This is a genomic window from Lysinibacillus sp. NPDC096418, assembly GCF_044762775.1.
GTDB lineage: Bacteria > Bacillota > Bacilli > Bacillales_A > Planococcaceae > Lysinibacillus.
This window is the reverse complement of the sequence record NZ_JBIWEY010000033.1, coordinates 22,247-47,533: the sequence shown is the minus strand read 5'-3', so window position 1 is coordinate 47,533 and position 25,287 is coordinate 22,247. Positions and strand designations below refer to the sequence as shown.

Here is a 25,287-nt window from a genome sequence, read left to right as displayed (position 1 = left end):
TTTTGTGGTTGTCAGTCTTTTGTTTTGTATGTGTAGGAGGAAAGAATATGAAAGATTGGTTGAAGGATGATGAGAGGCTGGATTATTTATTAGCAGAAGACTTACGAATTATTCAAAGTCCTTCTGTGTTTTCATTTTCACTGGACGCGGTATTGTTATCGAAATTTGTCAGTGTACCGCATCATAAAGGAAATATTGTAGACTTATGCTCAGGAAACGGGGTTATTCCACTTTTTTTAAGTGCTCGTACAAAAGGAAACATTACGGGAGTAGAGTTACAGCCCCGTCTTTTTGATATGGCAGAGCGCAGTATTCGCTATAATAAGCTAGATGAGCAAATCTGTATGGTGCTTGGAGATGTTAAGGAAATCCCAGCGCAATTAGGCATTGAAAAATATGATGTAGTAACATGTAATCCGCCATACTTTTTAGCGCATGAAGCGAGTGATAAAAATTTAAGTGAACACTATGCAATTGCGCGTCATGAATTGCATTTAACTTTAGAAGAAGCGGTGCAATCTGCTAGTAAGTTGTTAAAGCAGGGTGGCAAGGCAGCATTTGTGCATCGCCCGGGGCGCCTTTTAGATATTGTTACTGCAATGCGTGCAAATCGTTTAGAACCAAAACGGTTGCAATTCATTTACCCGAAAGAAGGGAAAGAAGCAAACACATTATTAATAGAAGGAATTAAAGACGGCAAACCAGATTTGAAAATTTTACCACCTCTTTTTGTGTATGATGAAAAAAATGAGTATACGCCGCAAGTGAGAGAATTACTTTATGGAAAAGAACAGTAATCATTTTTTCTATGTGTTGGAATGTGCTGATCAATCGTATTATGCAGGCTATACTAATGATCTAGACAAGCGCGTAGCGACACATAATGCAGGTAAGGGCGCAAAATATACACGAGCAAGAGTTCCAGTAAAATGTATTTACGTAGAAACATTTGAGACAAAACAAGAGGCAATGCGTGCAGAGTATGCCTTTAAACAATTAAACCGAGTACAAAAAACGAAATATATGGGGAGAGATCAGTCGTGAAATCACAAAAAAGTACGATGCACGAACATGGAGGCTGTTTATATTTAGTAGCAACGCCTATTGGTAACTTAGAAGATATGAGTGTGCGTGCACTTCGTCTTTTAAAAGAAGCAGATGTTATTGCAGCAGAAGATACACGTAATACAAGAAAGCTTTGTAATTATTTTGAAATCGATACCCCATTAGTGAGCTATCATGAGCATAATATAGAATTTGGCGGTGAAAAAATTCTTGGTTATTTACGTGAGGGGAAGGTTGTTGCACTAGTAAGTGATGCAGGATTACCGTGTATATCAGATCCTGGTGCAGATATTGTCGTAAAAGCAATTGAAGAAGGTTTTGCTGTTGTACCTGTTCCTGGTCCGAATGCAGCCATTTCAGCGTTGATAGCTTCTGGTTTAACACCACAGCCATTTTTCTTTCATGGCTTTTTATCGCGCAATAAAAAAGAACGTCGTCAGCAATTAGAGTTATTAAAAAAACGACAAGAAACAATTTTATTTTATGAGGCGCCACATCGATTAAAAGAGGCATTAAAGGATATGGAACTGGTATTAGGCAATCGTCGTATCGTCTTGGCGAGGGAGCTTACAAAGAAATTTGAGGAATTTATTCGTGGGACGATTTCAGAAGCGATTGAATGGTCGCAAACAGAAGAAATCCGTGGAGAGTTCTGTATTGTGCTTGAAGGTAACTTAGATGTAGTTGAGGAAGATGCTGAAGAAACATACTGGGCAACAATGTCTGTAGTCGAGCATGTTGATTATATTATTGCAAATCAAGCTATTACTTCTAAAGAAGCTATAAAAGAAGTAGCAAAATTACGTCAAGTAGCAAAGCGTGATATTTACAACGAATATCATAGTGAATAAGAAGCGTTTAGTGTAATTCTTCTACCAAATCATATTTCCATTATACAAAAATCACCCAATCTAAAAGAGAGGGTGATTTTTTTGTAGTAAAAGGCAAAATATTGTAATTTTTGAATTGATTATAATTGTAAAAAAGAGTAATCTTAAATATGTGTTGTCTGACATGGACACTATTTGGGTGTCTTCCATTTGAATACCTTTTATGCTAAGTATAATATCTGTTTTAAAAGGGTAATTTAGGATAATACGAAAAAAACACCTGAAATCGCTGTTCTTGATTCAGGTGTAAAAAAGATTATTTTTTTAAGTTCGTTTGGATTTCATTCATTAACATTTCTGCGCCTTCTGGACTTAAAATTAATTTTCCTCCAACAAGACGGAAGTTATCATCTGAAACTTCTCCAGTTACTGCACATGTCATATTAGGCATATATTTTTTTAAGATGATTTTATCGTCATCCACATAGATTTCTAGAGCGTCTTTTTCAGCTATGCCTAGCGTGCGGCGAAGTTCGATTGGAATTACTACACGACCTAATTCATCGACTTTACGAACGATACCTGTTGATTTCATGACATAGTTCCTCCTAAATAGTTATATTAATAATTCGTCAAATTTCGACATAATTTCTTTGTCTGATAGTTATCATACCAAGTAATGCCATATACGTCAATTAATTAGTACTTAAAAAAATACAAATTAGATAGACTTTTTTGAGAAGAATGCAGTTTTTTGCCTATTTTTATAAGGTTTTTACTATAAAAAAATATTTATGGTTCGTAAGATGTGTATAAAAGTTATTAAATGGATTATTTATTATTCGACAATTTTCGCATTTGAGAAACTTTCATTGAAACGAATTTCGTACTTCGATAGAATAGATACTATATTGTGAAACGATGGAGGCAGTACTGTGAGCGAACAAAACAAAACATTCTATATAACAACCCCGATTTACTACCCGAGTGGAAAATTTCATATTGGTACAGCATATACGACTGTAGCTTCTGATACGATGGCGCGTTACAAGCGTTTACGTGGCTACGATGTACGCTTTTTAACTGGTATGGATGAACACGGTCAAAAAATCCAAGAGAAAGCAGCAGAATCTGGCAAACATCCACAAGAGTATGTGAATGAGATTGCAGATGCTGCAAAGAAACTATGGGCACTAATGGATATCTCATATGATGATTTTATCCAAACAACAGAAGAGCGTCATAAAGTAACTGTAGAAAAGATTTTCCAAAAGTTTTTGGATAACGGTGATATTTACAAAGGTGAGTATGAAGGTTGGTACTGTACACCCTGTGAGTCATTCTTTACTGAAACACAGTTAGAAGATGGAAACTGTCCAGATTGTAATCGTCCAGTGCATAAAGTAAAAGAAGAGTCGTACTTCTTTAATATGAAGAAATACGCTGATCGCTTACTAGCTTATTATGAAGAGAACCTAGAATTCATCGAACCAGAATCTCGTAAAAATGAAATGATTAACAACTTCATCAAACCAGGACTTGAAGACTTATCTGTTTCACGTACCTCATTTGATTGGGGCATTAGAGTACCTGGGGATGCAAAACACGTTATTTATGTATGGGTAGATGCATTAACAAACTATATTACATCTTTAGGTTATCTATCTGACGATGAGACATTATTCAACAAATATTGGCCTGCAGATGTACAAGTTGTAGGGAAAGACATAGTTCGCTTCCATACAATTTACTGGCCGATTTTCTTAATGGCACTTGATTTACCGTTGCCGAAAAAAATCTTTGCACACGGCTTTATAATGATGAAAGACGGTAAAATGTCTAAATCTAAAGGCAATGTGGTCTACCCTGAAATGTTAATCGAGCGTTACGGCTTAGATGCTACACGATATTTCTTATTACGTGAACTGCCATTTGGCTCAGACGGCGTATTTTCTCCAGAGTCATTTGTAGAGCGTACAAACTTCGATTTAGCAAATGATTTAGGGAACTTACTTAACCGTTCAATTTCTATGATTAATAAGTATTTTGATGGTATTATTCCTGCAGAAAATCTTCAAATGACAGAATTCGATGCAGCTTTAAAAGAGCAGGCAGAATCTGTGCGTATTAAATATGAAGAAAGTATGGAAAAAATGCAATTTAGCGTCGTATTATCAGAGCTATGGACATTAGTTTCACGTACGAATAAATACATTGACGAAACACAACCATGGGTATTGGCGAAAGATGAAGCTGACAAACCAAAATTAGCATCTGTTATGCGAAATTTGGCAGAAAGTTTACATCAGATTGCAGTTATGTTACAACCATTTATGACAGTAACTCCCAAGAGAATTATTGAGCAATTAGGGTTAGATGAGAGATTTTTAGTATGGGACACAATTGAAACATTCGGAAATACTATTCCAGTAAATACGAAAGTGGTAGAAAAAGGAACGCCTATTTTCCCTCGCTTAGATAATGAAATTGAAATTTCTTATATTCGAGATGAAATGCGTGGTTCAGTAAAAACTGCTCAAGAAGAAGAAGTAAAAAGTGAGCAGGTGACTGCTGAAATTCCAAATACACCAGAAATTTCAATTGATGATTTTATGAAAGTAGACTTACGTGTTGCAACAGTTATAGCATGTGAGCAAATGCCGAAAGCAGATAAATTATTAAAGTTGCAAGTGGACCTTGGATATGAACAGCGCCAAGTAGTTTCAGGTATTGCGAAATTTTATTCAGCTGAGGAATTAGTAGGCCAAAAAGTTATCGTTGTGGCAAATTTAAAACCAGTCAAACTTCGTGGTGAGCTATCACAAGGAATGATTTTAGCTGGTGAAAAAGATGGTATTTTAAAATTAGCATCTGTTGATCAACAACTTCAAAACGGCGCAAAAGTTAAGTAATAAAAATTAAGAGAAGCCTGTTGAACATTAAAAGTTCAGCAGGCTTTTCAAATCTTCTTGATAAATGATCATTAATTATTTCAATATAATTATTAAAGATATTTTTCAAGATATTTATAGGTATATTGTACCTATAAATACTATTTTTACTGAGCGTATCCTCACAGTTAAAAAATCTTTGTAATGTAAATGTAACATTTACGAAAAATATGTAATAATAATTTCTAATACAATCGATGATAGGGGAATGACTATGTTTATTGATACACACGTACACTTAAATGCAGACCAGTATGAAGAAGATTTACAAGAGGTAATTGATAGTGCGCTAAAAGCAAAAGTAGAAACAATGGTAGTTGTAGGGTTTGACCGTAAAACAATTGTGAGAACAATGGAGTTAATCGAGAAGTATGACTTTATTTATGGTGTTATCGGCTGGCATCCGGTAGATGCAATTGATTGTACAGAAGAAGATTTGAAGTGGATAGAGGATTTAACAGCACATCCGAAAATAGTTGGAATTGGTGAAACTGGTTTGGATTATTATTGGGACAAGTCGCCAAAAGAGGTGCAGCAAGAGCTATTCCGCAAACAAATTCATCTGGCACAGAAAGTGAACTTGCCAATTATTATTCACAATCGAGATGCAACTGGAGATGTCGTCCAAATTTTACGTGAGGAAAATGCGGCATCAGTAGGTGGTGTGATGCACTGCTATAGCGGAAGTGTCGAGACAGCACGTGAATGCATTGAGATGAATTTCATGATTAGTTTAGGTGGACCTGTGACATTTAAAAATGCACGTATGCCAAAAGAAGTTGCAACAGAGATTCCCCTAGAGTACCTGATGATAGAAACAGATGCCCCGTATCTAGCGCCACATCCACATCGTGGAAAGCGTAATGAACCGGCATTAGTGCCTTTGGTGGCAGAAGAAATTGCACGTCTAAAAGAGCTTCCAATCGAGGAAGTTGCACTCGCAACTACAACCAATGCAAAAAATTTTTTTGGGATTGACGCTTAGCTAGTTAAGACGCCTCCAATACTGGGTTTAGGCGACTTTAAAAAAGTGCTGTCAATTTTCCAGAGAAGACATTCCGGTTGACAGTGCCAAAACTAGTCCGTATAATCCAACCTTGTATTAAGGAGGCGTTTTTCATGTCAAATCATTCCATGAAAAATCTGTTCTTAGGATCATTGAGGCGTAAGCAAACAGTGATAAGAATTATTTCACTTGTCCTGTTTGTTTCAGTAATTTCATTCGTTCTTTTTGAAGGAACTAAAAAGACCGTCACGTTTGAAGCGAACGGTGAAGAAAAAGAAGTAGCAACACATGCAAAAACTGTAGAAGAATTCTTGCAGAATCATAATATAGACGTAGCAGAGCATGACGCATTATCACCCTCACTGAGTACCAAAATTGCTGATGGAATAGCAATTACATGGGAACAGGCAAAAGAAATAACCATTTCAGTTGACGGAAATCAGTCAAAGGTATGGACAACTGAAAGTCTAGTGAAGAACATTTTGAAGGAAGCCAATATTGAAGTGTCGGAGCACGATGAAGTAGCACAAGGCTTAGATGCAAAAGTAGGCGCGGATAACAAAATCGATATTCAAAAAGCGTTTCAGGTAACGCTTGTCGATGGTAAAGAAAAAAGACAAGTTTGGTCCACTTCGACTACGGTCGCTAACTTTTTAAAACAACAGGGAATTCAATTAGATGAATTGGATCGTGTCGAAAATAACCTGGAGGATGTTATCACTCCAGAGAGTAAAATCGCAGTCGTTCGCGTAGAAAAGGTTATCGATGTAGTGGAAGACTCTTTAGATTTCGCAATAGAAAAGAAAAAAGATTCTTCATTGCCAAAAGGGAAAGAAAAAGTTATAACACGAGGCGGGAAAGGTTCTGTTTCTCGAACATATGAGATTGTAAAAGAAAATGGCGAAATTGTAGCGAAAAATCTACAAGCTGAAAAAGTAATTAAGGAGCCTACAAAGCAAGTTGTTGCAGTGGGTACAAAAGCGGTAGTTGCAAGTGCACCAACTGTATCGCGTGGTTCAGAACCAGCTAGTGGTAAGGAGTTTTATGTAACAGCCACAGCTTACACACCCTATTGTAATGGTTGTTCAGGGACTTCAGCTACGGGCATAAACCTACGCGCAAATTCAGGGCTAAAAGTTATTGCGGTAGACCCATCTGTTATTAAGCTGGGTTCAAAAGTCTGGGTTGAAGGTTATGGCACAGCCATTGCTGGAGATACTGGCGGCGCGATAAAAGGTAATAAAATTGACATACTTGTACAATCAGATGCCCAGGCACGTAATTGGGGGCGTAAAAAAGTACGCATTAAAGTATTAAATTAAAAAAATTGTAAAATAAAAACATTTATTCGAAGTGTGACTAAACAATTCATTGCTTTCCCGTATTGACTGGCGGGAAAGCTTTTTCTGTTAAGTTACCTAAATTAAAATACAAGCTGTTTAGTATTTCTGTACAATCCTAAAAGGCAGTTGTAAAATGGTCAGAAGATAGTAAAGAAAAGAGGAGCCTCTTTGCAGATAAAAGAAATTATTGTTGTTGAAGGTAAAGATGATACAACAGCTATTAAAAGGGCTGTTCATGCAGATACAATTGAAACAAATGGTTCTGCGATTTCTGAAGAAACTTTGCGTCGTATACAGCATGCGCATGATAAAAGAGGCGTTATTGTTTTTACGGATCCTGATTATCCAGGTCGTCGGATACGTGCGATTATCGAACAACGGGTTCAAGGTATAAAGCATGCATTTTTACCGAAAGCCAAAACGATTGCCAAAAACGGCAAAGGTCTAGGGATAGAGCACGCGGCTGATGAAGATATTCGTGAAGCGCTCCGCCAAGTCTATACGCCTAATGAAGCTAAGCCAATTGTAGATGACATTACATTAGAAGATTTAATGACAGCTCGTTTAATCGGTCATCCTCAATCAAAAGCACGCCGGGATCAGCTGGGCGAGATATTAAATATTGGTGCTACAAACGGCAAGCAGCTTCATAAAAGATTGAAAATGTTTCAAATAACAGAACAGCAATTTGGCGAGGCTGTTGCTTTGTTAGATCAGGAGGAAGAGAATGTATAAAGATATTGCAACACCTATTCGTACACAGGAAATTCTAAAGAAATATGGCTTTTCGTTTAAAAAGAGCTTAGGGCAAAACTTTTTAATCGATCCAAATATTTTGCGTAATATTGTGAGTCATGCGCATTTAACAGAAAATAGCGGGGCAATTGAAGTTGGTCCGGGGATTGGCGCGTTAACAGAGCATTTAGCACGTAACGCAAAAAAAGTTGTATCATTTGAGATCGATCAACGTTTATTACCGGTGTTAGAGGATACACTAAGCCCCTATGATAATGTAAAAGTTGTACATTCAGATATTTTAAAAGCGGATGTGGAGAAGGTAATACAAGAAGAAATGCCGGGGATCGAAGATATTATGGTGGTGGCAAATCTTCCGTATTACGTAACGACACCGATTTTAATGAAATTATTAAACGACCGACTTCCGATTCGTGGGTTTGTAGTAATGATGCAAAAAGAAGTAGCAGATCGGATTACTGCAAAACCAGGGACGAAGGAATACGGCTCATTATCGATTGCCATTCAATATTATGTAAAGGCTGATATAGCAATGGTTGTACCAAAAACAGTCTTTATGCCACAACCAAATGTAGATTCTGCAGTTATTCGTCTTATTAAGCATGACGAACCACCAGTAAAGGTTATTGATGAAGATTTCCTATTTGTCGTGACACGGGCTTCGTTTGTACAACGCCGTAAAACTATTTTAAATAATTTACAAGCTGGTTTACCAAACGGCAAGGCAAATAAAGATAAAATTTTAGAAGCACTAGCTATGGCTAATATTGAACCGACACGCCGAGGAGAAACGCTTTCGATTCAAGAATTTGGAAAATTGGCAGATTCATTATACCCGACATTCTCAAAGTAAAACATTTTTTCAACAATTACGAGACTATAAAAAAAAATATATATTTTTTTAGGTAAATTGAGTTGACAATATTTATTGTTGGCTGATAAAATATTATATTTTGTTGACATTTTTGGGCGTATCGTTTATACTGTTTTATAGTGAGGTGTAAGCGAAAATGCCAAAAACGTTAGCGGACATTAAAAAGTCTTTGGATTGTCATTTGGGCAAACGTTTGCAGTTAAAAGCAAACGGTGGTCGCAAGAAAACGGTTGAGTGTGCAGGGACATTGCGCGAAACATATCGTGCAATATTCGTTGTAGAACTTGATCAGGAAGATGATACGTGCAAGCGGGTATCATATAGCTACACAGATATTTTAACTGAAGCAGTAGAGATTACTTTTTTAGATGAAGCGCAAGCTGCTGTCGCAAAATAGTTGCTAGTACTTATTTTTATATGTTGCAACACTCGTGTATGGGAAAAAATACATGAGTGTTTTTTAATTTTGCCGCACATACTAATTTTGTCGGTTGTTAAAGGAGGAGTTTACATGGCTAAAAAAAGTATCATGTCACCTCGTTTAAAAGAAGAGATTGCAAAAGAGCTTGGATTTTATGATGTTGTGGAAAAAGAGGGCTGGGGCGGCATTAAAGCCAGGGACGCTGGCAATATGGTGAAGCGTGCCATAGAAATGGCTGAGCAAGCAAATGGTGAATTTGCAAAGCGTAATGAGTAGTCCACTCATTTTTTGATAAAGAAGGCTTTTAACTTTTAGTGTACACAACAAACAACTGACATTGAAAAGGGCCGTCTTACTGAAAAAGGTAAACGGTTCTTTTTTTCGGTCGTAGCTTTATCATTATGGTAAAATAAATTGAATGATGATGCGCAAAATGTACGGCTGTTTATGCGTGTAGGTAAAAGGAGGAAGTAAGATGCTTTATGTAAAGGCGCCTGCAAAAATTAATTTAACTTTAGATGTACTCTATAAAAGACCAGATAATTATCATGAAGTAGAAATGGTAATGACGACTGTTGATTTGGCTGATCGAATTGGGTTGGAGCCGAGGAATGATGGTGACATTAAAATTATCTCAGCGGATCGATTTGTGCCAAATGATCATCGTAACTTTGCGTATCAGGCAGCGCGTCTTATAAAAGATACATATGGCATTGAGCAAGGTGTATCCATCTTAATTGAAAAATCAATCCCGATTGCAGCGGGTCTTGCTGGTGGGAGTAGTGATGCAGCTGCTACCTTAAAGGGTTTGAATGAACTTTGGAATTTAAATTTATCAATTGATAAATTAGCAGAGCTTGGATCCAAAATTGGTTCAGATGTTTCGTTTTGCGTTTATGGTGGCACAGCACTGGCAACCGGTCGCGGCGAAAAAATTCAAGAGTTGCCTGCTCCACCAAATTGCTGGGTCGTTTTAGCTAAGCCAAAAATTGGCGTTTCGACAGCTGAAGTATATGGAGGATTAAAGGTGGAAGGCCTTCAACATCCAGATACGAAACAAATGATTCGTGCAATTGAAACAGAGGACTATGAGCTATTATGTGCTTCATTAGGAAATGTTTTGGAAACTGTAACATTTGATTTGCATCCAGAGGTCGTAATGTTGAAAGAACAAATGAAACGCTTTGGTGCAGATGCAACATTAATGAGCGGAAGCGGTCCAACGGTCTTTGGCCTTGTGGATAGCGAAGCACGAGTGAGCCGAATTTATAATGGTTTGCGAGGCTTTTGTGAAGAAGTATATGCTGTGCGTATTTTAGGCGAACGGAATACGCTTGCTTAAAGACGCACAATTGTGTTAATTTTACCTATAAATATTCGTGTTTAGGAGAGGGTCGCATGAAATGGAAACGTAGTGAACGACTAGTGGATATGACGTATTATTTACTAGAACATCCACATCAGCTGATCCCGCTAACTTATTTTTCAGAACTATATCAATCAGCAAAGTCTTCTATTAGTGAAGATTTAACGATTGTAAAAGAAACATTCGAAGAAAAAGGAATCGGGTTATTGATGACAGTGCCGGGCGCTGCTGGAGGAGTAAAATATATTCCTAAAATGTCCGAACATGAAGTTCGGTTAGTCATTCAAGATTTAAAAGCAGAGCTAGGGCATTCAGATCGACTATTACCTGGTGGCTATTTATTTATGACAGATTTACTAGGCAATCCAGATTTAATCAATCGTGTAGGGAAAGTATTTGCTTCTGCATTTGCTGGACAACAAATTGATGTCATTATGACGGTAGCTACAAAGGGTATTTCAATTGCACATGCAATTGCGAGACATTTGAACGTACCTGTTGTCGTTGTGCGTAGAGATAGCAAAGTAACAGAAGGATCTACAGTTAGCATTAATTATGTATCTGGTTCTTCACGAAGAATTCAGACAATGGTATTATCAAAAAGAAGTATGAAAAGTGGACAACGTGTGTTAATCACTGATGACTTTATGAAAGTCGGCGGTACGATGAACGGCATGAAAAATCTATTAGAAGAATTCGATTGTGAGCTTGCAGGTATTGCAGTACTTGTGGAAGCGGAACATGCAGATGAAACTTTGGTAGATGATTATTATTCACTTATAAAGCTTCAAGAGGTCAATGAAAAAGACCGTACAATTGCATTAAGCGAGGGTAATTATTTTTCAAAAAGGGAGAAATGACAAATGAATGTAGTAGCTACGACGAATGCACCAGCAGCAATCGGTCCGTATTCACAAGGTATAATTGTGAATGGTATGTTTTATAGTTCAGGTCAAATTCCACTAACGGCAACGGGCGAATTAGTAGAAGGCGATATCGTCGCACAAACTCACCAAGTATTTACTAACTTAAAGGCAGTGTTAGAAGCCGCTGGATCATCATTAGATAATGTTGTGAAAACAACGGTATTTATGAAAGATATGAATGACTTTGTTGCAATGAATGAAGTATATGCAGGTCATTTTGGCGAACATAAACCTGCTCGATCAGCAGTAGAAGTAGCACGTCTACCAAAAGATGTGAAAGTTGAAATTGAAGTGCTAGCAGTTGTGAAATAGTAAAGGCAAAGACTACTAAAAGAGTTAATACTCATTTAGTAGTCTTTTTTATGCTAAAAAGGAAAAATGACATACAATTGTCAAATTTTACGTATAATAGAGAAAATAATCTATCGATTCCAAAAAAGGAGTATTCAAATTTTTTAGAAAATTTGATAGACTATAAAAAAGTAAATATTCGGTAATCATAGAATATTATATTTTCACTAAGGCATCTAAGATGAGAGGTGGTGAGAAAATGGAAGTTACTGATGTAAGATTACGTCGTGTACAAACAGATGGTCGCATGCGTGCGATTGCTTCCATTACACTCGACAATGAGTTTGTTGTACATGATATACGTGTAATTGATGGAAACACAGGACTGTTTGTAGCAATGCCAAGCAAACGTACTCCTGATGGGGAATTTAGAGATATTGCACATCCAATCAATTCAACTACACGTAATAAAATCCAGGAGATTATTTTAACAGCTTATCATAATTCGCAAGAAGATGATGAAGTAATGGAACTGGAAGAAGTAGTTGTGTAGGTTAGTTAATGGATATTAGTATCCATTAACTGTTTCGATGGTAGTCTGAAAAATGTTAAAAAATAAGAACTCTTCAATAAACTGTAGAGTTCTTTTTATTGTGTGAAAAAATTGATAAAGAGAAAATTTGCGCATAAATAATAAGTTTCAAGCATGAAGCCTATTAATAGGGATTTCTTTGTTTTGTCAAGTCTGAATACCTTGAAAATAGATGAATTTTGCTATATAGTCAAAATAGAAAATGAGCGTATTGGAGGACTTACTGATGAGCAACATTTTTGCTGTCATTTTGGCTGCAGGTCAAGGTACACGTATGAAGTCCAAATTATATAAAGTGCTACATCCAGTATGTGGGAAACCAATGGTGCAACATGTTGTTGACCACATTCAATCTTTAGATGTAAATCGCATCGTAACAGTTGTTGGACATGGTGCAGAAAAAGTACAAGATCAGCTTGGCGATAAGAGTGAATACGTTTTGCAAGCTGAACAGTTAGGAACAGCGCACGCTGTTCAACAGGCAGAAGCCATTTTAGGAAATGAGGATGGTACAACATTAGTTGTATGTGGAGATACTCCTTTAATTCGCCCTGAAACTATGCAAGCTTTATTTGAGCATCATCAAGCAAAAAATGCTAAAGCCACTATCTTAACAGCAGTTGCAGAAAACCCAACTGGATATGGTCGCATTTTACGTGGAGAAAATGGTCAAGTTGAACAGATTGTTGAGCAAAAAGATGCAACAGCAGAACAACAATTAGTAACAGAGATTAATACAGGCACATATTGCTTCGATAACAAAGTGTTATTTGAAACTTTAAAACTTGTGAAAAATGACAATGCCCAAGGTGAATATTACTTACCAGATGTCATTGAACTTCTTCAAAAACAAGCTGAAATTGTTGAAGCCTATGTAACGGAAGATTTTGAGGAGACACTGGGCGTAAATGATCGTTTTGCTTTATCACAGGCAGAAGCATTAATGCGTGCGCGTATTAATGAAAGACATATGCGAAATGGCGTCACAATTATTAACCCTGAGGCAACATATATTAGTGCAGAGGCAGTAATCGGTTCTGATACTGTCATCCAACCAGGTTCAATGATTGAAGGTAATACAGTTATTGGTGAAGATTGCTTAATCGGACCTAATACTCAAATTATAGATAGCCGCATTGGTAATGGTACAACTATCCATTCATCAGTAGTGCGTGAGAGCGCAATCGCAGATGATACTGCAATAGGTCCATTTGCTAATATTCGTCCACTTTCCAACATTGGAAGTCATGTGAAAATTGGTAATTTCGTAGAAGTGAAGAAAAGTAATTTAGGTGACGACACAAAAGTATCGCATTTAAGTTATATTGGTGATGCTGAGGTAGGAAACAACGTCAATATTGGTTGTGGTTCGATCACTGTCAACTACGATGGTAAAAACAAATTCCAAACAATTATTGAAGACGATGTTTTTGTAGGATGTAACACCAACTTAGTAGCACCAGTGAAAGTTGGTAAGGGTTCTTTTGTTGCAGCAGGATCTACAATCACAAAAGAAGTTCCAGAAGATGCACTGGCAATTGCACGTGCAAGACAAGAAAATAAGCCGAATTATGTAAGTAAATTAAATTTAAAATAATTATCAACTAAACAGGAGGCCATCATGCCGTATCAATATGCTAACTCACAATTAAAAATATTTTCACTTAACTCTAATAACCCACTTGCCCAAGAAATTGCGCAAGAAATGGGTGTTGAATTAGGTAAATCTTCTGTTAAACACTTCAGCGATGGAGAAGTTCAAATTAGCATTGAAGAAAGTATTCGTGGTTGTGATGTGTTTATCGTGCAGTCTACTTCTGCACCTGTAAACGAACATTTAATGGAGCTTTTAATTATGGTAGATGCAGTGAAACGCGCATCTGCTCGTACAGTTAACGTTGTAATGCCTTATTACGGTTATGCTCGTCAAGATCGTAAAGCAAAAGCTCGTGAGCCAATTACAGCTAAATTAGTAGCAAACTTACTTGAAACTGCTGGTGCAACTCGTGTTATCGTCTTAGACCTACACGCACCACAAATCCAAGGTTTCTTCGATATTTTAATCGATCACTTAATGGCAGTACCTTTACTTTCAGAATACTTCCAATCAAAAAATATCCCGGCAGAAGATATTGTAGTAGTATCTCCTGATCACGGTGGTGTAACACGTGCTCGTAAAATGGCTGAACGCTTAAAAGCACCAATTGCAATTATTGATAAGCGACGTCCAAAACCAAACGTTGCAGAAGTGATGAACATTGTTGGTAATGTTGACGGCAAAGTGGCAATCTTAATTGATGATATTATCGATACTGCTGGTACAATTACAATTGGCGCTGATGCTCTACGTGCTGCTGGTGCAAAAGAAGTTTATGCTTGCTGTTCTCACCCAGTATTATCAGGCCCTGCAATTGAGCGTATTAATAACTCAGCAATTAAAGAATTAGTTGTAACAAATACAATTCAACTTTCAGAAGATAAAAAGTCTCCAAAAATTATTGAGCTTTCAGTAGCAAAATTAATGGCTGATGCTATCTCTCGTGTATACGAAAACAAATCTGTAAGTACTCTATTTGATTGATAAATTAAGAAAAGGCGAGCTCACTATATCGTGAGTTCGTTTTTTTTTATTTGTAAATATAAAGAAGAGGAATAACAGTTAAGAGGCAAGCTTGGAATAACTTTTATTGATGTATTCAAGCACGACATGTATTTCTTTCTTGTGCATATGGTAAAATAACTACTATTAGGTTAAAAAGCGAGGTACTTATGAAAATTATAGTTGGTCTAGGGAATCCAGGGAAACCTTATGAAAATACACGTCATAATATAGGCTTTGATGTAATCGATGCTTTGGCAAAGAAGTGGGACGCGCCATTAACAAATTCAAAATTTAATGGTATTTACGCAACTGTACATCGTCCAGAAGGTAAGGTTCTACTTGTTAAACCTTTAACATATATGAATTTATCGGGAGAATGTATTGGCCCGTTAATGGATTATTTTGATATTGATGTGGAAGATTTAATCGTTATTTATGATGATTTAGATTTAGAAACTGGAAAATTGCGCTTGCGCCAAAAAGGCAGTGCGGGTGGACATAATGGTATTAAGTCCTTAATCCATCATTTAGGTACACAAGAATTTAATCGTATTCGTGTTGGCGTAAATCGACCACCTGCAGGCATGAAAGTAGCGGATTATGTACTTTCTAAATTTACAAAAGAGGACGAAGGAGTTATTAGCGATGCCATTGAAAAGAGCGTTAATGCAGTAGAAACATCGTTGTCAACACCGTTTTTAGAAGTAATGAATCAGTTTAATGGTGCATAATTCTTCAAGTGAATGTCTATACTTTAAGTAGTGAGTTGCTTAAGGGAGGATGATTTGGAGATGTCAGTTCGCTATCGATGTCGTCATTGTGAAGTAGAAATTGGGACGCTACCATTTGATGCAGATGATACAATTCGAAAGTTGCATATTTTCGAATTGGGTGAGGCAGATGATTATATTGAAAAAGATCGGCACGGCCACACGACAGTACATTGCATTTGTGAGCAGTGCGAAGATTCGCTAAAACAATATCCAGATTATCATGCATTAAATAAATGGCTACAGTAATAGAGAAAGATGCTTTGGCGCAATATATGTGCGTCCAAAGCTTTTTCCGTTTCAAAAATTGAAAAATTAAACTAGCATTATTGTTATAGACTTATAAGTATTATGATTTTAAATAAAAAGATTTTTGTGTTTTGAAAGGGGCGTTTGACTGTGGGAGTTATACGACAACTAGTGTCGCAGGACAAACATATTACATCGTTTTTGCAAGAGGTTCAGAGCGAGCAGACAGCGTCGCAGCTTATAACGGGATTAACAGGAAGCGCACGCCCAGTTTTGGTGGATGCGTTATTTGATTTTGTAAAAAAACCAGTTTATATTGTGTCACCGAATTTATTGCAAGCGCAAAAAATGGTGGAAGAACTTGCCGGCTTAGTAGGTGAAGAGAGTGTACATTACTATCCAGCAGATGAATTTATTGCAGCAGACTTATCTGTAGCGTCACCAGAGCTTCGTGCGGAGCGTATTGCTACACTCGATAGTTTAGCAAGAGGTGAGAGAGGAATTTATGTTATTCCAGTTGCCGGATTACGTAAAATGATGCCTCCAAAAGAACAGTGGACGCAATATTTTCTACAAACAGCAGTGGGTGAGGATATTGAGGTCGAAAAGTGGTTAGAAACATTAGTCGCTATGGGATATGTGCGAAACTCTATGGTGACTTCACCTGGTGAATTTGCACTTCGCGGGGGTATTTTAGATATTTATCCTCCGTATATAGAGGTACCTATACGTTTAGAGTTATTTGATACAGAAGTGGATTCAATACGAACGTTTTCCGCGGACGACCAACGCTCAATTGATAAATTACAAACAGTGCGTATTTTACCAGCTTCAGAAGTGATTTTAACGAAAGAAGAGAGAGTTGCATTAGCTAGCCGACTAGAAGCGGCTTTAGCGGAGAGCTTGAAAAAAGTTAAAAAGCAGGAGACCAAGGAACTCCTTTATCAAAATATTCAGTACGATATTGATATGCTGCAGCAAGGTAATGTACCTGATTATGTAAATAAATACGGATCACTTTTATATGAAAAGACGGCGTATTTAGGTGACTATTTTGCAAAGGACGGGCTGGTTTTATTTGATGAGCTTGGACGTATACAAGAAATTATGGATGCGTGGGAACGTGAGGAAGAAGAGTGGTTTTTATCGCTTATTGAAGAGGGGAAAATTGTACATGATGTGAAGCCAGCATTCTCTTTAAAGGAAATTTTGGCGATGATTTCACAGCAGAAACTATTTTTCTCACTATTTTCTCGTACATTCTCAGGTATATCATTTAAAAAAGTGACGAATTTCTCGTATAAGCCGATGCAACAATTTCATGGACAAATGGCACTATTACAAGGTGAAATAGAACGTTGGCAAATGGGAAAATTCACAGTTCTTATTGTTGTAAGGGACAAAGAACGTATAACACGTGTGCAACAAATGCTTGAAGAATATGATATACACGCAACGATTGGCGAGCCGATAGAGTCAGGTATATATATTGTGGAGGGCACTATTTCAAGTGGCTTTGAGCTACCGTTACAACGTATGGCTGTCGTTACAGAAGATGAGTTATTTAAACAACAGGCGAAGAAGAAAGCACGTCCTCAAAAGATGACGAACGCTGAGCGCATTAAAAGTTATACAGAGATTAAACCGGGCGATTATGTTGTCCATGTGCATCATGGTATCGGGAAATACATTGGTGTAGAAACATTAGAAGTGAATGGTACACATAAGGATTACTTGCATATACGTTACCGTACAGATGATAAATTGTATGTCCCAGTCGAACAAATCGATTTAATACAAAAATATGTAGCGTCTGAAGACCGTGAGCCTAAATTGCATAAGCTTGGTGGTGCTGAGTGGAAAAAGGCCAAGGCAAAAGTTTCATCAGCAGTTCAAGATATTGCGGATGATCTTATTAAACTTTATGCAAAACGTGAGGCAGAGGTAGGACATGCTTTTGCTCCGGATAATGACGATCAACGCGCGTTTGAGGCTTCTTTCTCATATGAGGAGACAGAAGATCAATTACGCTCTATTGTTGAGGTCAAACGAGATATGGAAAGAGAACGCCCGATGGATCGTCTTGTATGTGGTGATGTCGGATACGGTAAAACAGAAGTAGCAATTCGCGCAGCGTTTAAAGCAATTCAAGATGGGAAGCAAGTGGCATTTCTTGTACCGACAACGATTTTAGCCCAGCAACATTATGAAACAATTCGTGAGCGTTTCCAAGATTTTGCGATTAATGTAGGAGTGTTATCACGTTTCCGCACAAAAAAAGAACAAACGGCTACATTAAAAGGTTTAAAAGAAGGACAAATTGATATTGTAATTGGAACACATCGTATTTTATCAAAGGATTTAATTTTCCAAGATCTTGGGTTACTAATTGTCGATGAGGAGCAACGCTTTGGTGTTTCACATAAAGAGAAGATTAAACAGTTGAAAACCAATGTTGACGTGTTGACGCTTACAGCAACACCTATTCCAAGGACACTTCATATGTCTATGGTTGGTGTACGCGACTTATCAGTTATTGAAACGCCACCAGCAAACCGTTTCCCTGTTCAGACCTATGTCATGGAGCATAGCGGTGCATTAGTGCGAGAAGCTATTGAACGTGAGATGGCACGTGGCGGACAAGTGTTTTACTTATACAACCGTGTGGAAGATATGGCGCGTAAAGTAGATGAAATACAAATGCTAGTACCCGAAGCGCGCATCGGACATGCACACGGGAAAATGACTGAGTCAGAATTAGAATCAGTGATTTTAGCCTTTTTAGAGGGAGATTATGATGTACTTGTTACAACGACAATAATTGAAACTGGTGTTGACATACCAAATGTAAATACGCTGATTGTGCATGATGCTGATCGAATGGGACTGGCGCAACTCTACCAATTACGAGGTCGAGTAGGACGTTCAAATCGTGTTGCGTATGCGTATTTTATGTACCAGCGTGATAAAGTTTTAACAGATGTAGCTGAACAGCGCTTACAGGCGATTAAAGAATTTACAGAGCTTGGTTCGGGTTTTAAAATTGCCATGCGCGACTTATCGATTCGTGGTGCAGGGAATTTACTTGGTGCACAACAACATGGATTTATTGATTCTGTAGGGTTCGATTTGTATTCGCAAATGCTTGAAGAAGCGATTACGGAGCGTCAAACAGGTGTGAAAAAAGAAGATAAGCCAGACATTGAAATTGTACTTAATATTGATGCGTACATTCCAGATGCGTATATTCCAGATGGCTATCAAAAAATTCAAATGTACAAGCGCATAAAAGCGATGGACAGAGTAGAAGATTACGGTGAAATTATAGAGGAATTACAGGATCGTTTTGGTGATTTACCAATTGAAACGGAGCGTTTACTTCGTATTGCCCGTATGAAAGTTTGGGGCTTAGAAATGGGTGTACTATCGATAAAAGAAAAACAAAAAGTTATTACGATTATATTGTCAGAAGAAGGTACATCAAAAGTCGATGGCAGTAAAATTGTGACAGAGACGATGAAGTTTGAAAGGGCTGTCGGCTTTGGTATGGATGGTATGCAGTTAATGTTAACAATTGATGATAGAAAATGTAGTAAATACCAATCTTTTGATATTCTAGAAGAAATAATGAGAAAAATCGCTCATTCCAAAAAAAAATAATGATAAAAGGCTGATTTTATTGACATACTAATAAAGTCAGCCTTATTGTATGTAATGAGACAAATTATTATGGAAAAAAAATAATGGATTCAAATCCTTTTTGTTCATTTTCTGCATAGATTGTCTTAAGAAAAACCATACTATAGTGAAAGAAAAAATTTTGATGAATACGAAAGCGAGGCAGTTACATGAAAGCAACAGGAATTGTTCGTCGTATAGATGATCTAGGACGTGTAGTTATTCCGAAAGAAATCCGCAGGACGCTGCGCATCCGAGAAGGTGATCCGTTAGAAATTTATACGGCTCGCGAAGGAGAAATCATTCTAAAAAAATATTCACCGATTAACGATTTAGGTGAATTTGCAAAAGAATATGTTGAAACACTTTATGAGACACTAGGAACGCCAGCAATCATTACAGACCGTGATGAAGTTATTGCTATATCTGGGATTGGCAAAAAAGAATATATTGGACGTCGCATAACATCTTTCGCAGAAGGATTTATGGAAGAGCGTGCTACAACGATTGAAAAAATGGAAACGACAATTGAAATCGTACCTGGACAATACGAGCAAGTAAAATCTTATTGTGCAACGCCTATTATTGCGAATGGCGATCCGATTGGTTCTATTATTGTACTTTCAAAAGTACATTTTGTTGGCGAAGTAGAAGTAAAAGTAGTTGAAACAGCTGCTAATTTCTTATCAAAACAAATGGAATAATGAAATTAATTTAAAGTTATTGGATGACCACATAGGCCGTACAATAACTTTTTTCTTTATACATAAAAGGAGTACAACGAGCGCTTCAAGCTTTTAAGGTATGCTATACTATTGGCATTGTAAATGAAGGAAAGAGGACGATTTATGTCTGAACGTTTTGACATGAAAAGCTATATGAAAGGTGCTGCACTTTTAACAATCGCAGCATTAATTGTAAAAGTATTAAGTGCAATCTATCGTGTACCTTTTCAAAACTTAGTCGGAGATGAAGGCTTTTATATTTACCAGCAAGTGTATCCTTTTATAGCAATTTTTGTTGTGTGGACATCGAGTGGCTTTGCAGTAGCCATTTCCAAGATGCTTGCAGATAATGATTTATTGAAGGATCAAGAGTATCGTAAACAGAGAAGAAGTAGCATTTTACGGATAGTTTTTCGCTACTTAACAGTATTATCGCTTATATTTTTTGCTGTATTATTTGGCGGAGCCGGAATACTTTCACAAATGATGGGAGATGCAGGGCTTGCACCACTTTTACGTACAGGTGCGTTTATCGTACTTGTCATGCCGGCATTAGCAGTTTTAAAAGGTGGATTTCAATCACGTGGCATAATGGAGCCAGTTGCATATGCACAAGTAGTGGAGCAAACAGTGAGAGTATGTGTTATTTTAGCAGGGACATTTCTCATTATGACAACAACAAAGTCATTATATGGTGCTGGCAGAATGGCTATTGCGGGAACGGTTATTGGCGAAATTATGGGCTTCTTGCTACTCGCGTATTTGTATAAGAAACGCTTTGGTGGATTTACAGCTAAGCAGAAAGAGCAACTTCCTAGTTTGCCAATTTTAAAAGAAGTCACGCTGCTCAGTTTAAGTGTGAGTATGAGTAGTTTACTATTACTTGGTTATCAATTGGTGGATTCTTTTACTGTGTATTCGTTGCTAGTTGAAAGCGGTATAAGTGAGACATTGGCAAAGGAAACTAAGGGAGTTTACGATCGTGGACAGCCGTTAGTGCAATTAGGAATTGTGATTGCCTCGTCATTATCATTGGCTATCGTGCCTCTTGTTGCACATATGTCAAAGAAAAGTGCAGGCCGTAATGCGACTCCATTTATTCAACTAACGTACCGAACATCGATATTATTTGGTTGGGCAGCATCACTTGGTTTAGTGCTTGTGATGCCCTATGTGAATGCTATGCTATTTAAAACGGACATGCTATCGGAAGTACTTATGCTATATGTTTTGCAAATTGTACCATTGTCGATTATTTTGACATTTACAGCTATTTTGCAAGGGTACGGAAAATTAAAAAAACCAGCATTGTTCTTATTTATAGGTTTTCTCGTAAAGATAATATTGAATGTTATTACGATAGGCCCATTAGGGGTATTGGGGGCAGCAATTGCCAATAATATTGGTTTATTGATGACCGCAATAGCGCTTGTTTATTATTTGAAAAAAATTACGGACATTCAGCTGGCTCCTGCTAGTTTTTATAAAAAAGTGGGAATTGCGTCTCTTAGTATGGCAGTGGTTGTCATCGGCTGGCTACAAATTGTACCTGTTCTATTGAGTGGATTCGTATCGGAGCGTATGGTGGCTGTTGTCGCAGGTCTAAGTGCTGTTAGTATCGGAGCCGTTGTAATGATTACAGTTATCGCAAAACTACGAGTACTTGCAGAAAAGGAGTGGTATTTATTGCCGCTTGGTCGTCGGGTTGCAGTCTACCAATTATGGTTAAATCGAAAGAAGTAGGTGGAAATAGTGAATACATTAACAATAATAGGCCTTGGTGCTGGTGATTTTGACCAGTTACAAATGGGCGTTTATAAAAAATTGAAAGCCGCAAAAAAATTATATGTTCGTACTGTGGATCATCCAGTACTAGAAGAACTAGCAGCTGAGGGCTTACAGTTTGAAAGTTTTGACGCAGTTTATGAAAAGCATGGCACATTCCAACCTGTCTATGAGGAAATTTCGGACTTACTTATTGAAGCAACTGCTGTAGGTGATGTAATGTACGCTGTTCCGGGACATCCTTTAGTAGCAGAGCAAACGGTGCAATTACTTATTGCTGCTGCAGAAGCAGGAAAGGTAAACTTAGTTATTGAAGGTGGACAAAGCTTCCTAGACCCAATTTTCGGAGCATTAAAAATAGACCCAATTGAAGGTTTCCAATTACTTGATGGTACGAGCTTTAATATGCATGATATTAATATGCGCCAACACATTTTAATTGCACAAGTATACGATACATTCAGCGCCTCAGAAGTAAAACTTACGTTAATGGAAAAATACGATGATGAATATCCGGTAACAGTTGTAACAGCAGCGGGCTCATCACAAGAAAAATTAATTACTGTACCTCTTTATGAGTTGGATCAAAGTGTGGAAGTGGATAATTTAACGACAATTTATGTGCCACCAGTGAAGTCACAGGAAGGGGCGCTACGCGATTGGGCAACATTCCGCCAAATTATTGCGACATTACGCGGTCCAAATGGCTGTCCGTGGGATCAAAAGCAAACACATGATTCCCTAAAAAAATATTTACTAGAGGAAGCACATGAATATTTAGCTGCTGTTGATGCAGAAGATGATTTTGCAATGATTGAAGAACTTGGTGATGTCTTATTACAAGTATTCTTAAACGCGCAAATTGGTGAGGATCTAGGCTACTTCACGTTAGAGGATGTCCTTGCGTCAATTAGTGAAAAAATGATTCGTCGTCATCCACATGTATTTAGCGATGTGTCAGTAGAAGATGCAGATGACGTTGTTGCAAACTGGGAAGTGATTAAAGCAGAGGAAAAGGGAACGAGTGACAAGCCTTTGCTAGAAGAAGAATATAGAGCATCTTCTTCTTTACAAACTGCTTATAATTATCAAAAGCGCGCTGCCAAAGTAGGGTTTGATTGGCCAGATGTTGCAGGTGCATGGGACAAATTTGCCGAAGAATGGCAGGAATTCCGTGATGAGGTGACGACAGGTTCAGCAGATGCTCGTTTAGATGAATTTGGAGATGTCCTTTTCACACTTGTCAATTTAGCTCGCTTCTACAAGCTATCACCGGAAGAGGCAATGTTGCACGCTAACGAAAAGTTCGCACGACGTTTTGGCTATATAGAAGAAAAAGTGAAAGAGAGTGGTAAACCGTTTTCGGCATACACACTAGAACAATTAGATGCTTTTTGGGATGAAGCAAAACGATTAGAGAGGGAGTAAGAATATGCGATTAGATAAATATTTAAAAGTTTCTCGATTGATTAAACGCCGTACACTGGCGAAGGAAGTTGCTGATCAAGGCCGTATTACAATCAATGAAAAGGTCGCAAAAGCTAGCAGTGCCGTAAAGGTAGGAGACGAGCTTGCGATTCGTTTTGGACAAAAGGTTGTTACAGCACGTGTAGAAGAGTTACGTGACACGGTGAAAAAAGAAGATGCTGCAAAGATGTTTACGATTTTAAAAGAAGAGCGACTTGAAAAAATCGAACCAGAGTTTATTGACGATGAAGATTAGATTTCTTCCACGTAAAAGTATGGCAACTTTAAAAAGTTGTCATGCTTTTTAGGTTGTCCGCATAAAGTGAACAGAAGATAGGACGACTAAAGGAGGAAAAAAATGACGCTACATCAAGAAAGTAATCGTTACACAATTCCATCTGGAGAACATATTCTGACGATTCGCAATCGCAAAAGAATGGACATGACTTCTGTAAAATCGATTGAACGTTTTGATCAGGAAGAGTTTTTTATTAAGACGTCCCAAGGGCATTTGTTAATTCGTGGAGAGTCACTGCATATCGTTCATCTAGATGTGGACAAGGGTTTATTAACACTCGAAGGAACCGTAAAAACCTTGCAATACGATGAAGAGGAAAGTGGCTTCTCGAAAGGTTTCCTTCATAAATTGTTTGGATGATTGTCAGCGAGCAATTTTTTCAGCTCCTGGTCATGGTTACGAGCGGTATTGCAGTTGGATTTATTATTGATAGTGTAAGATTAGTTATATTTTCTACACCAAAACGATCACGCCTCCGAAAGTGGATGATGTTTGTCGAGTTACTAACATGGATTGCACTTGGAGGTATGACGTATTATTTATTATTTTGGTTAAAGGATGGTGCATGGCGGGCGTATGACCCGCTAGCACAAATATTAGGGATATTTTTATATCAAATATTTTTTCAACGAATTTTACGTTTCATTGCACGAATTTTGGTGAATATAACAGTGAGGCCTGTCTGGTTTATCATCCGATTAATAATCGCCATCATTCGACGTATTCTGCAATTTATTCTCTATATAGTAGGTATTATTGTAAGGCCTTTTGTCAAAATTTATTCGTATTTGGTGTACACTTTTTCGAAAAAAATGAGAAAATTAAAGTATAATAAAAGACAAGAATAATTTCGGAGGTGCGGGCATGACGAAACGTCATTCATCAAAAGATGACCGGCAAAACTACACGAAACTTGATAATGACTATGTCCGTAACGCTGATAAAGCCACGAACTTTAAAGTACAATCACGGAAACGTAAAATGCGCCGTATTGTCTTTTTTGCGGTCATACCAGTCATAATTATTGGTTTTCTTTTAAATGTGCTTGCTCATCAAAATGAAACATTAGCAGCAAAAGAGAAAAAGAAGGTAGAAGTTGAACAGCAATTGGCGAAATTGAAAGAGGAACAAGAATTGTTAAATCTGGAAATTACACAATTAGAAGATGACGAATACATCGCAAAGATTTTACGCAAAGAATATTTCTTATCAGAAGAAGGAGAAATCATTTTCGCATTACCAAAAAAAGAAGATAAAAAAGACGACTGAGAAGCTATGTATTGTTGACACTC

27 protein-coding genes are annotated in these 25,287 nt (G+C 37.4%); 26 read left to right on the top strand and 1 reads right to left on the bottom strand.

What is annotated here, in order from left to right; genetic code table 11:
- Window positions 1-47 precede the first annotated feature (47 nt).
- From ACIQZG_RS19590 to rsmI, 3 genes are read left to right on the top strand one after another with little or no spacing between them, the layout of a single operon-like run.
- Window positions 48-797 carry a tRNA1(Val) (adenine(37)-N6)-methyltransferase gene (locus ACIQZG_RS19590; protein ID WP_402757150.1) on the top strand — a complete coding sequence of 250 codons (750 nt, stop codon included), beginning with the start codon at window positions 48-50 and terminating at the stop codon, window positions 795-797.
- Window positions 781-1,044 (top strand): GIY-YIG nuclease family protein, encoded by a 264-nt coding sequence (locus ACIQZG_RS19585; RefSeq protein WP_402757149.1) that lies wholly within the window; start codon window positions 781-783, stop codon window positions 1,042-1,044. Before ACIQZG_RS19590 ends, ACIQZG_RS19585 begins: the two co-directional genes overlap by 17 nt.
- Window positions 1,041-1,916, top strand: coding sequence for a 16S rRNA (cytidine(1402)-2'-O)-methyltransferase (gene rsmI, locus ACIQZG_RS19580; RefSeq protein WP_402757148.1), 876 nt, complete (start codon window positions 1,041-1,043; stop codon window positions 1,914-1,916). The genes ACIQZG_RS19585 and rsmI overlap by 4 nt, the downstream gene beginning before the upstream one ends.
- Window positions 1,917-2,211: 295 nt before the next feature.
- Here rsmI and ACIQZG_RS19575 read toward each other — a convergent pair whose 3' ends face one another.
- A complete protein-coding gene (locus tag ACIQZG_RS19575) occupies window positions 2,212-2,490 on the bottom strand; it encodes a transition state genes transcriptional regulator AbrB (protein ID WP_402757147.1) in 279 nt (92 codons plus the stop codon).
- Window positions 2,491-2,830: 340 nt separating this feature from the next.
- Here ACIQZG_RS19575 and metG point away from each other — a divergent pair, with 340 nt between their 5' ends.
- The 23 genes from metG to ACIQZG_RS19460 all read left to right on the top strand — a co-directional run bounded on the left by metG (window position 2,831) and on the right by ACIQZG_RS19460 (window position 25,264).
- On the top strand, window positions 2,831-4,807 hold the full coding sequence (metG, locus tag ACIQZG_RS19570; protein WP_402757146.1) for a methionine--tRNA ligase: 1,977 nt from the start codon (window positions 2,831-2,833) through the stop codon (window positions 4,805-4,807).
- A 253-nt stretch (window positions 4,808-5,060) separates the two neighbouring features.
- Entirely contained in the window at window positions 5,061-5,831 is a 771-nt protein-coding gene (locus ACIQZG_RS19565; RefSeq protein ID WP_402757145.1) for a TatD family hydrolase, read from the top strand.
- A 134-nt stretch (window positions 5,832-5,965) separates the two neighbouring features.
- Window positions 5,966-7,174, top strand: a complete 1,209-nt coding sequence (locus ACIQZG_RS19560) for a resuscitation-promoting factor (protein ID WP_402757144.1) — start codon at window positions 5,966-5,968, stop codon at window positions 7,172-7,174.
- A 189-nt stretch (window positions 7,175-7,363) separates the two neighbouring features.
- Window positions 7,364-7,930 carry a ribonuclease M5 gene (rnmV, locus tag ACIQZG_RS19555; protein ID WP_402757143.1) on the top strand — a complete coding sequence of 189 codons (567 nt, stop codon included), beginning with the start codon at window positions 7,364-7,366 and terminating at the stop codon, window positions 7,928-7,930.
- Window positions 7,923-8,804 (top strand): 16S rRNA (adenine(1518)-N(6)/adenine(1519)-N(6))-dimethyltransferase RsmA, encoded by an 882-nt coding sequence (gene rsmA, locus ACIQZG_RS19550; RefSeq protein ID WP_402757142.1) that lies wholly within the window; start codon window positions 7,923-7,925, stop codon window positions 8,802-8,804. Before rnmV ends, rsmA begins: the two co-directional genes overlap by 8 nt.
- Window positions 8,805-8,961: 157 nt before the next feature.
- Window positions 8,962-9,222 (top strand): biofilm formation stimulator Veg, encoded by a 261-nt coding sequence (gene veg, locus ACIQZG_RS19545; protein ID WP_402757141.1) that lies wholly within the window; start codon window positions 8,962-8,964, stop codon window positions 9,220-9,222.
- Window positions 9,223-9,336: 114 nt separating this feature from the next.
- Window positions 9,337-9,522, top strand: coding sequence for a small, acid-soluble spore protein, alpha/beta type (locus ACIQZG_RS19540; protein WP_402757140.1), 186 nt, complete (start codon window positions 9,337-9,339; stop codon window positions 9,520-9,522).
- A 199-nt stretch (window positions 9,523-9,721) separates the two neighbouring features.
- Window positions 9,722-10,588, top strand: coding sequence for a 4-(cytidine 5'-diphospho)-2-C-methyl-D-erythritol kinase (gene ispE / locus ACIQZG_RS19535; protein ID WP_402757139.1), 867 nt, complete (start codon window positions 9,722-9,724; stop codon window positions 10,586-10,588).
- A 56-nt stretch (window positions 10,589-10,644) separates the two neighbouring features.
- Window positions 10,645-11,472 carry a pur operon repressor gene (purR, locus tag ACIQZG_RS19530; protein ID WP_402757138.1) on the top strand — a complete coding sequence of 276 codons (828 nt, stop codon included), beginning with the start codon at window positions 10,645-10,647 and terminating at the stop codon, window positions 11,470-11,472.
- A 3-nt stretch (window positions 11,473-11,475) separates the two neighbouring features.
- Window positions 11,476-11,850 (top strand): RidA family protein, encoded by a 375-nt coding sequence (locus ACIQZG_RS19525; protein WP_402757137.1) that lies wholly within the window; start codon window positions 11,476-11,478, stop codon window positions 11,848-11,850.
- 238 nt (window positions 11,851-12,088) lie between these two features.
- Window positions 12,089-12,382: a septation regulator SpoVG gene (gene spoVG, locus ACIQZG_RS19520; protein ID WP_402757136.1), complete on the top strand. Its 294-nt coding sequence runs from the start codon at window positions 12,089-12,091 to the stop codon at window positions 12,380-12,382.
- Between the two features lie 265 nt (window positions 12,383-12,647).
- Window positions 12,648-14,018 carry a bifunctional UDP-N-acetylglucosamine diphosphorylase/glucosamine-1-phosphate N-acetyltransferase GlmU gene (gene glmU, locus ACIQZG_RS19515; protein ID WP_402757135.1) on the top strand — a complete coding sequence of 457 codons (1,371 nt, stop codon included), beginning with the start codon at window positions 12,648-12,650 and terminating at the stop codon, window positions 14,016-14,018.
- Between the two features lie 24 nt (window positions 14,019-14,042).
- Window positions 14,043-15,002 (top strand): ribose-phosphate diphosphokinase, encoded by a 960-nt coding sequence (locus ACIQZG_RS19510; protein WP_402757134.1) that lies wholly within the window; start codon window positions 14,043-14,045, stop codon window positions 15,000-15,002.
- A 188-nt stretch (window positions 15,003-15,190) separates the two neighbouring features.
- Complete coding sequence (gene pth / locus ACIQZG_RS19505) at window positions 15,191-15,754, top strand: aminoacyl-tRNA hydrolase (RefSeq protein WP_402757133.1); 564 nt, start codon at window positions 15,191-15,193, stop codon at window positions 15,752-15,754.
- A gap of 60 nt (window positions 15,755-15,814) precedes the next feature.
- Window positions 15,815-16,042, top strand: a complete 228-nt coding sequence (locus ACIQZG_RS19500) for an anti-sigma-F factor Fin (RefSeq protein WP_402757159.1) — start codon at window positions 15,815-15,817, stop codon at window positions 16,040-16,042.
- Window positions 16,043-16,192: 150 nt separating this feature from the next.
- Complete coding sequence (gene mfd / locus ACIQZG_RS19495) at window positions 16,193-19,702, top strand: transcription-repair coupling factor (RefSeq protein ID WP_402757132.1); 3,510 nt, start codon at window positions 16,193-16,195, stop codon at window positions 19,700-19,702.
- Between the two features lie 188 nt (window positions 19,703-19,890).
- Entirely contained in the window at window positions 19,891-20,424 is a 534-nt protein-coding gene (gene spoVT, locus ACIQZG_RS19490) for a stage V sporulation protein T (protein ID WP_402757131.1), read from the top strand.
- A gap of 144 nt (window positions 20,425-20,568) precedes the next feature.
- Window positions 20,569-22,188 (top strand): putative polysaccharide biosynthesis protein, encoded by a 1,620-nt coding sequence (locus ACIQZG_RS19485; RefSeq protein WP_402757130.1) that lies wholly within the window; start codon window positions 20,569-20,571, stop codon window positions 22,186-22,188.
- Between the two features lie 9 nt (window positions 22,189-22,197).
- On the top strand, window positions 22,198-23,658 hold the full coding sequence (gene yabN / locus ACIQZG_RS19480) for a bifunctional methyltransferase/pyrophosphohydrolase YabN (protein WP_402757129.1): 1,461 nt from the start codon (window positions 22,198-22,200) through the stop codon (window positions 23,656-23,658).
- Window positions 23,659-23,662: 4 nt separating this feature from the next.
- Window positions 23,663-23,953: an RNA-binding S4 domain-containing protein gene (locus ACIQZG_RS19475; protein ID WP_402757128.1), complete on the top strand. Its 291-nt coding sequence runs from the start codon at window positions 23,663-23,665 to the stop codon at window positions 23,951-23,953.
- Window positions 23,954-24,055: 102 nt separating this feature from the next.
- Window positions 24,056-24,355, top strand: a complete 300-nt coding sequence (gene yabP / locus ACIQZG_RS19470) for a sporulation protein YabP (protein ID WP_402757127.1) — start codon at window positions 24,056-24,058, stop codon at window positions 24,353-24,355.
- A complete protein-coding gene (yabQ, locus tag ACIQZG_RS19465; protein ID WP_402757126.1) occupies window positions 24,352-24,843 on the top strand; it encodes a spore cortex biosynthesis protein YabQ in 492 nt (163 codons plus the stop codon). The genes yabP and yabQ overlap by 4 nt, the downstream gene beginning before the upstream one ends.
- Before the next feature lie 16 nt (window positions 24,844-24,859).
- A complete protein-coding gene (locus tag ACIQZG_RS19460) occupies window positions 24,860-25,264 on the top strand; it encodes an FtsB family cell division protein (protein WP_402757125.1) in 405 nt (134 codons plus the stop codon).
- The last annotated feature ends 23 nt before the right edge of the window (window positions 25,265-25,287 follow it).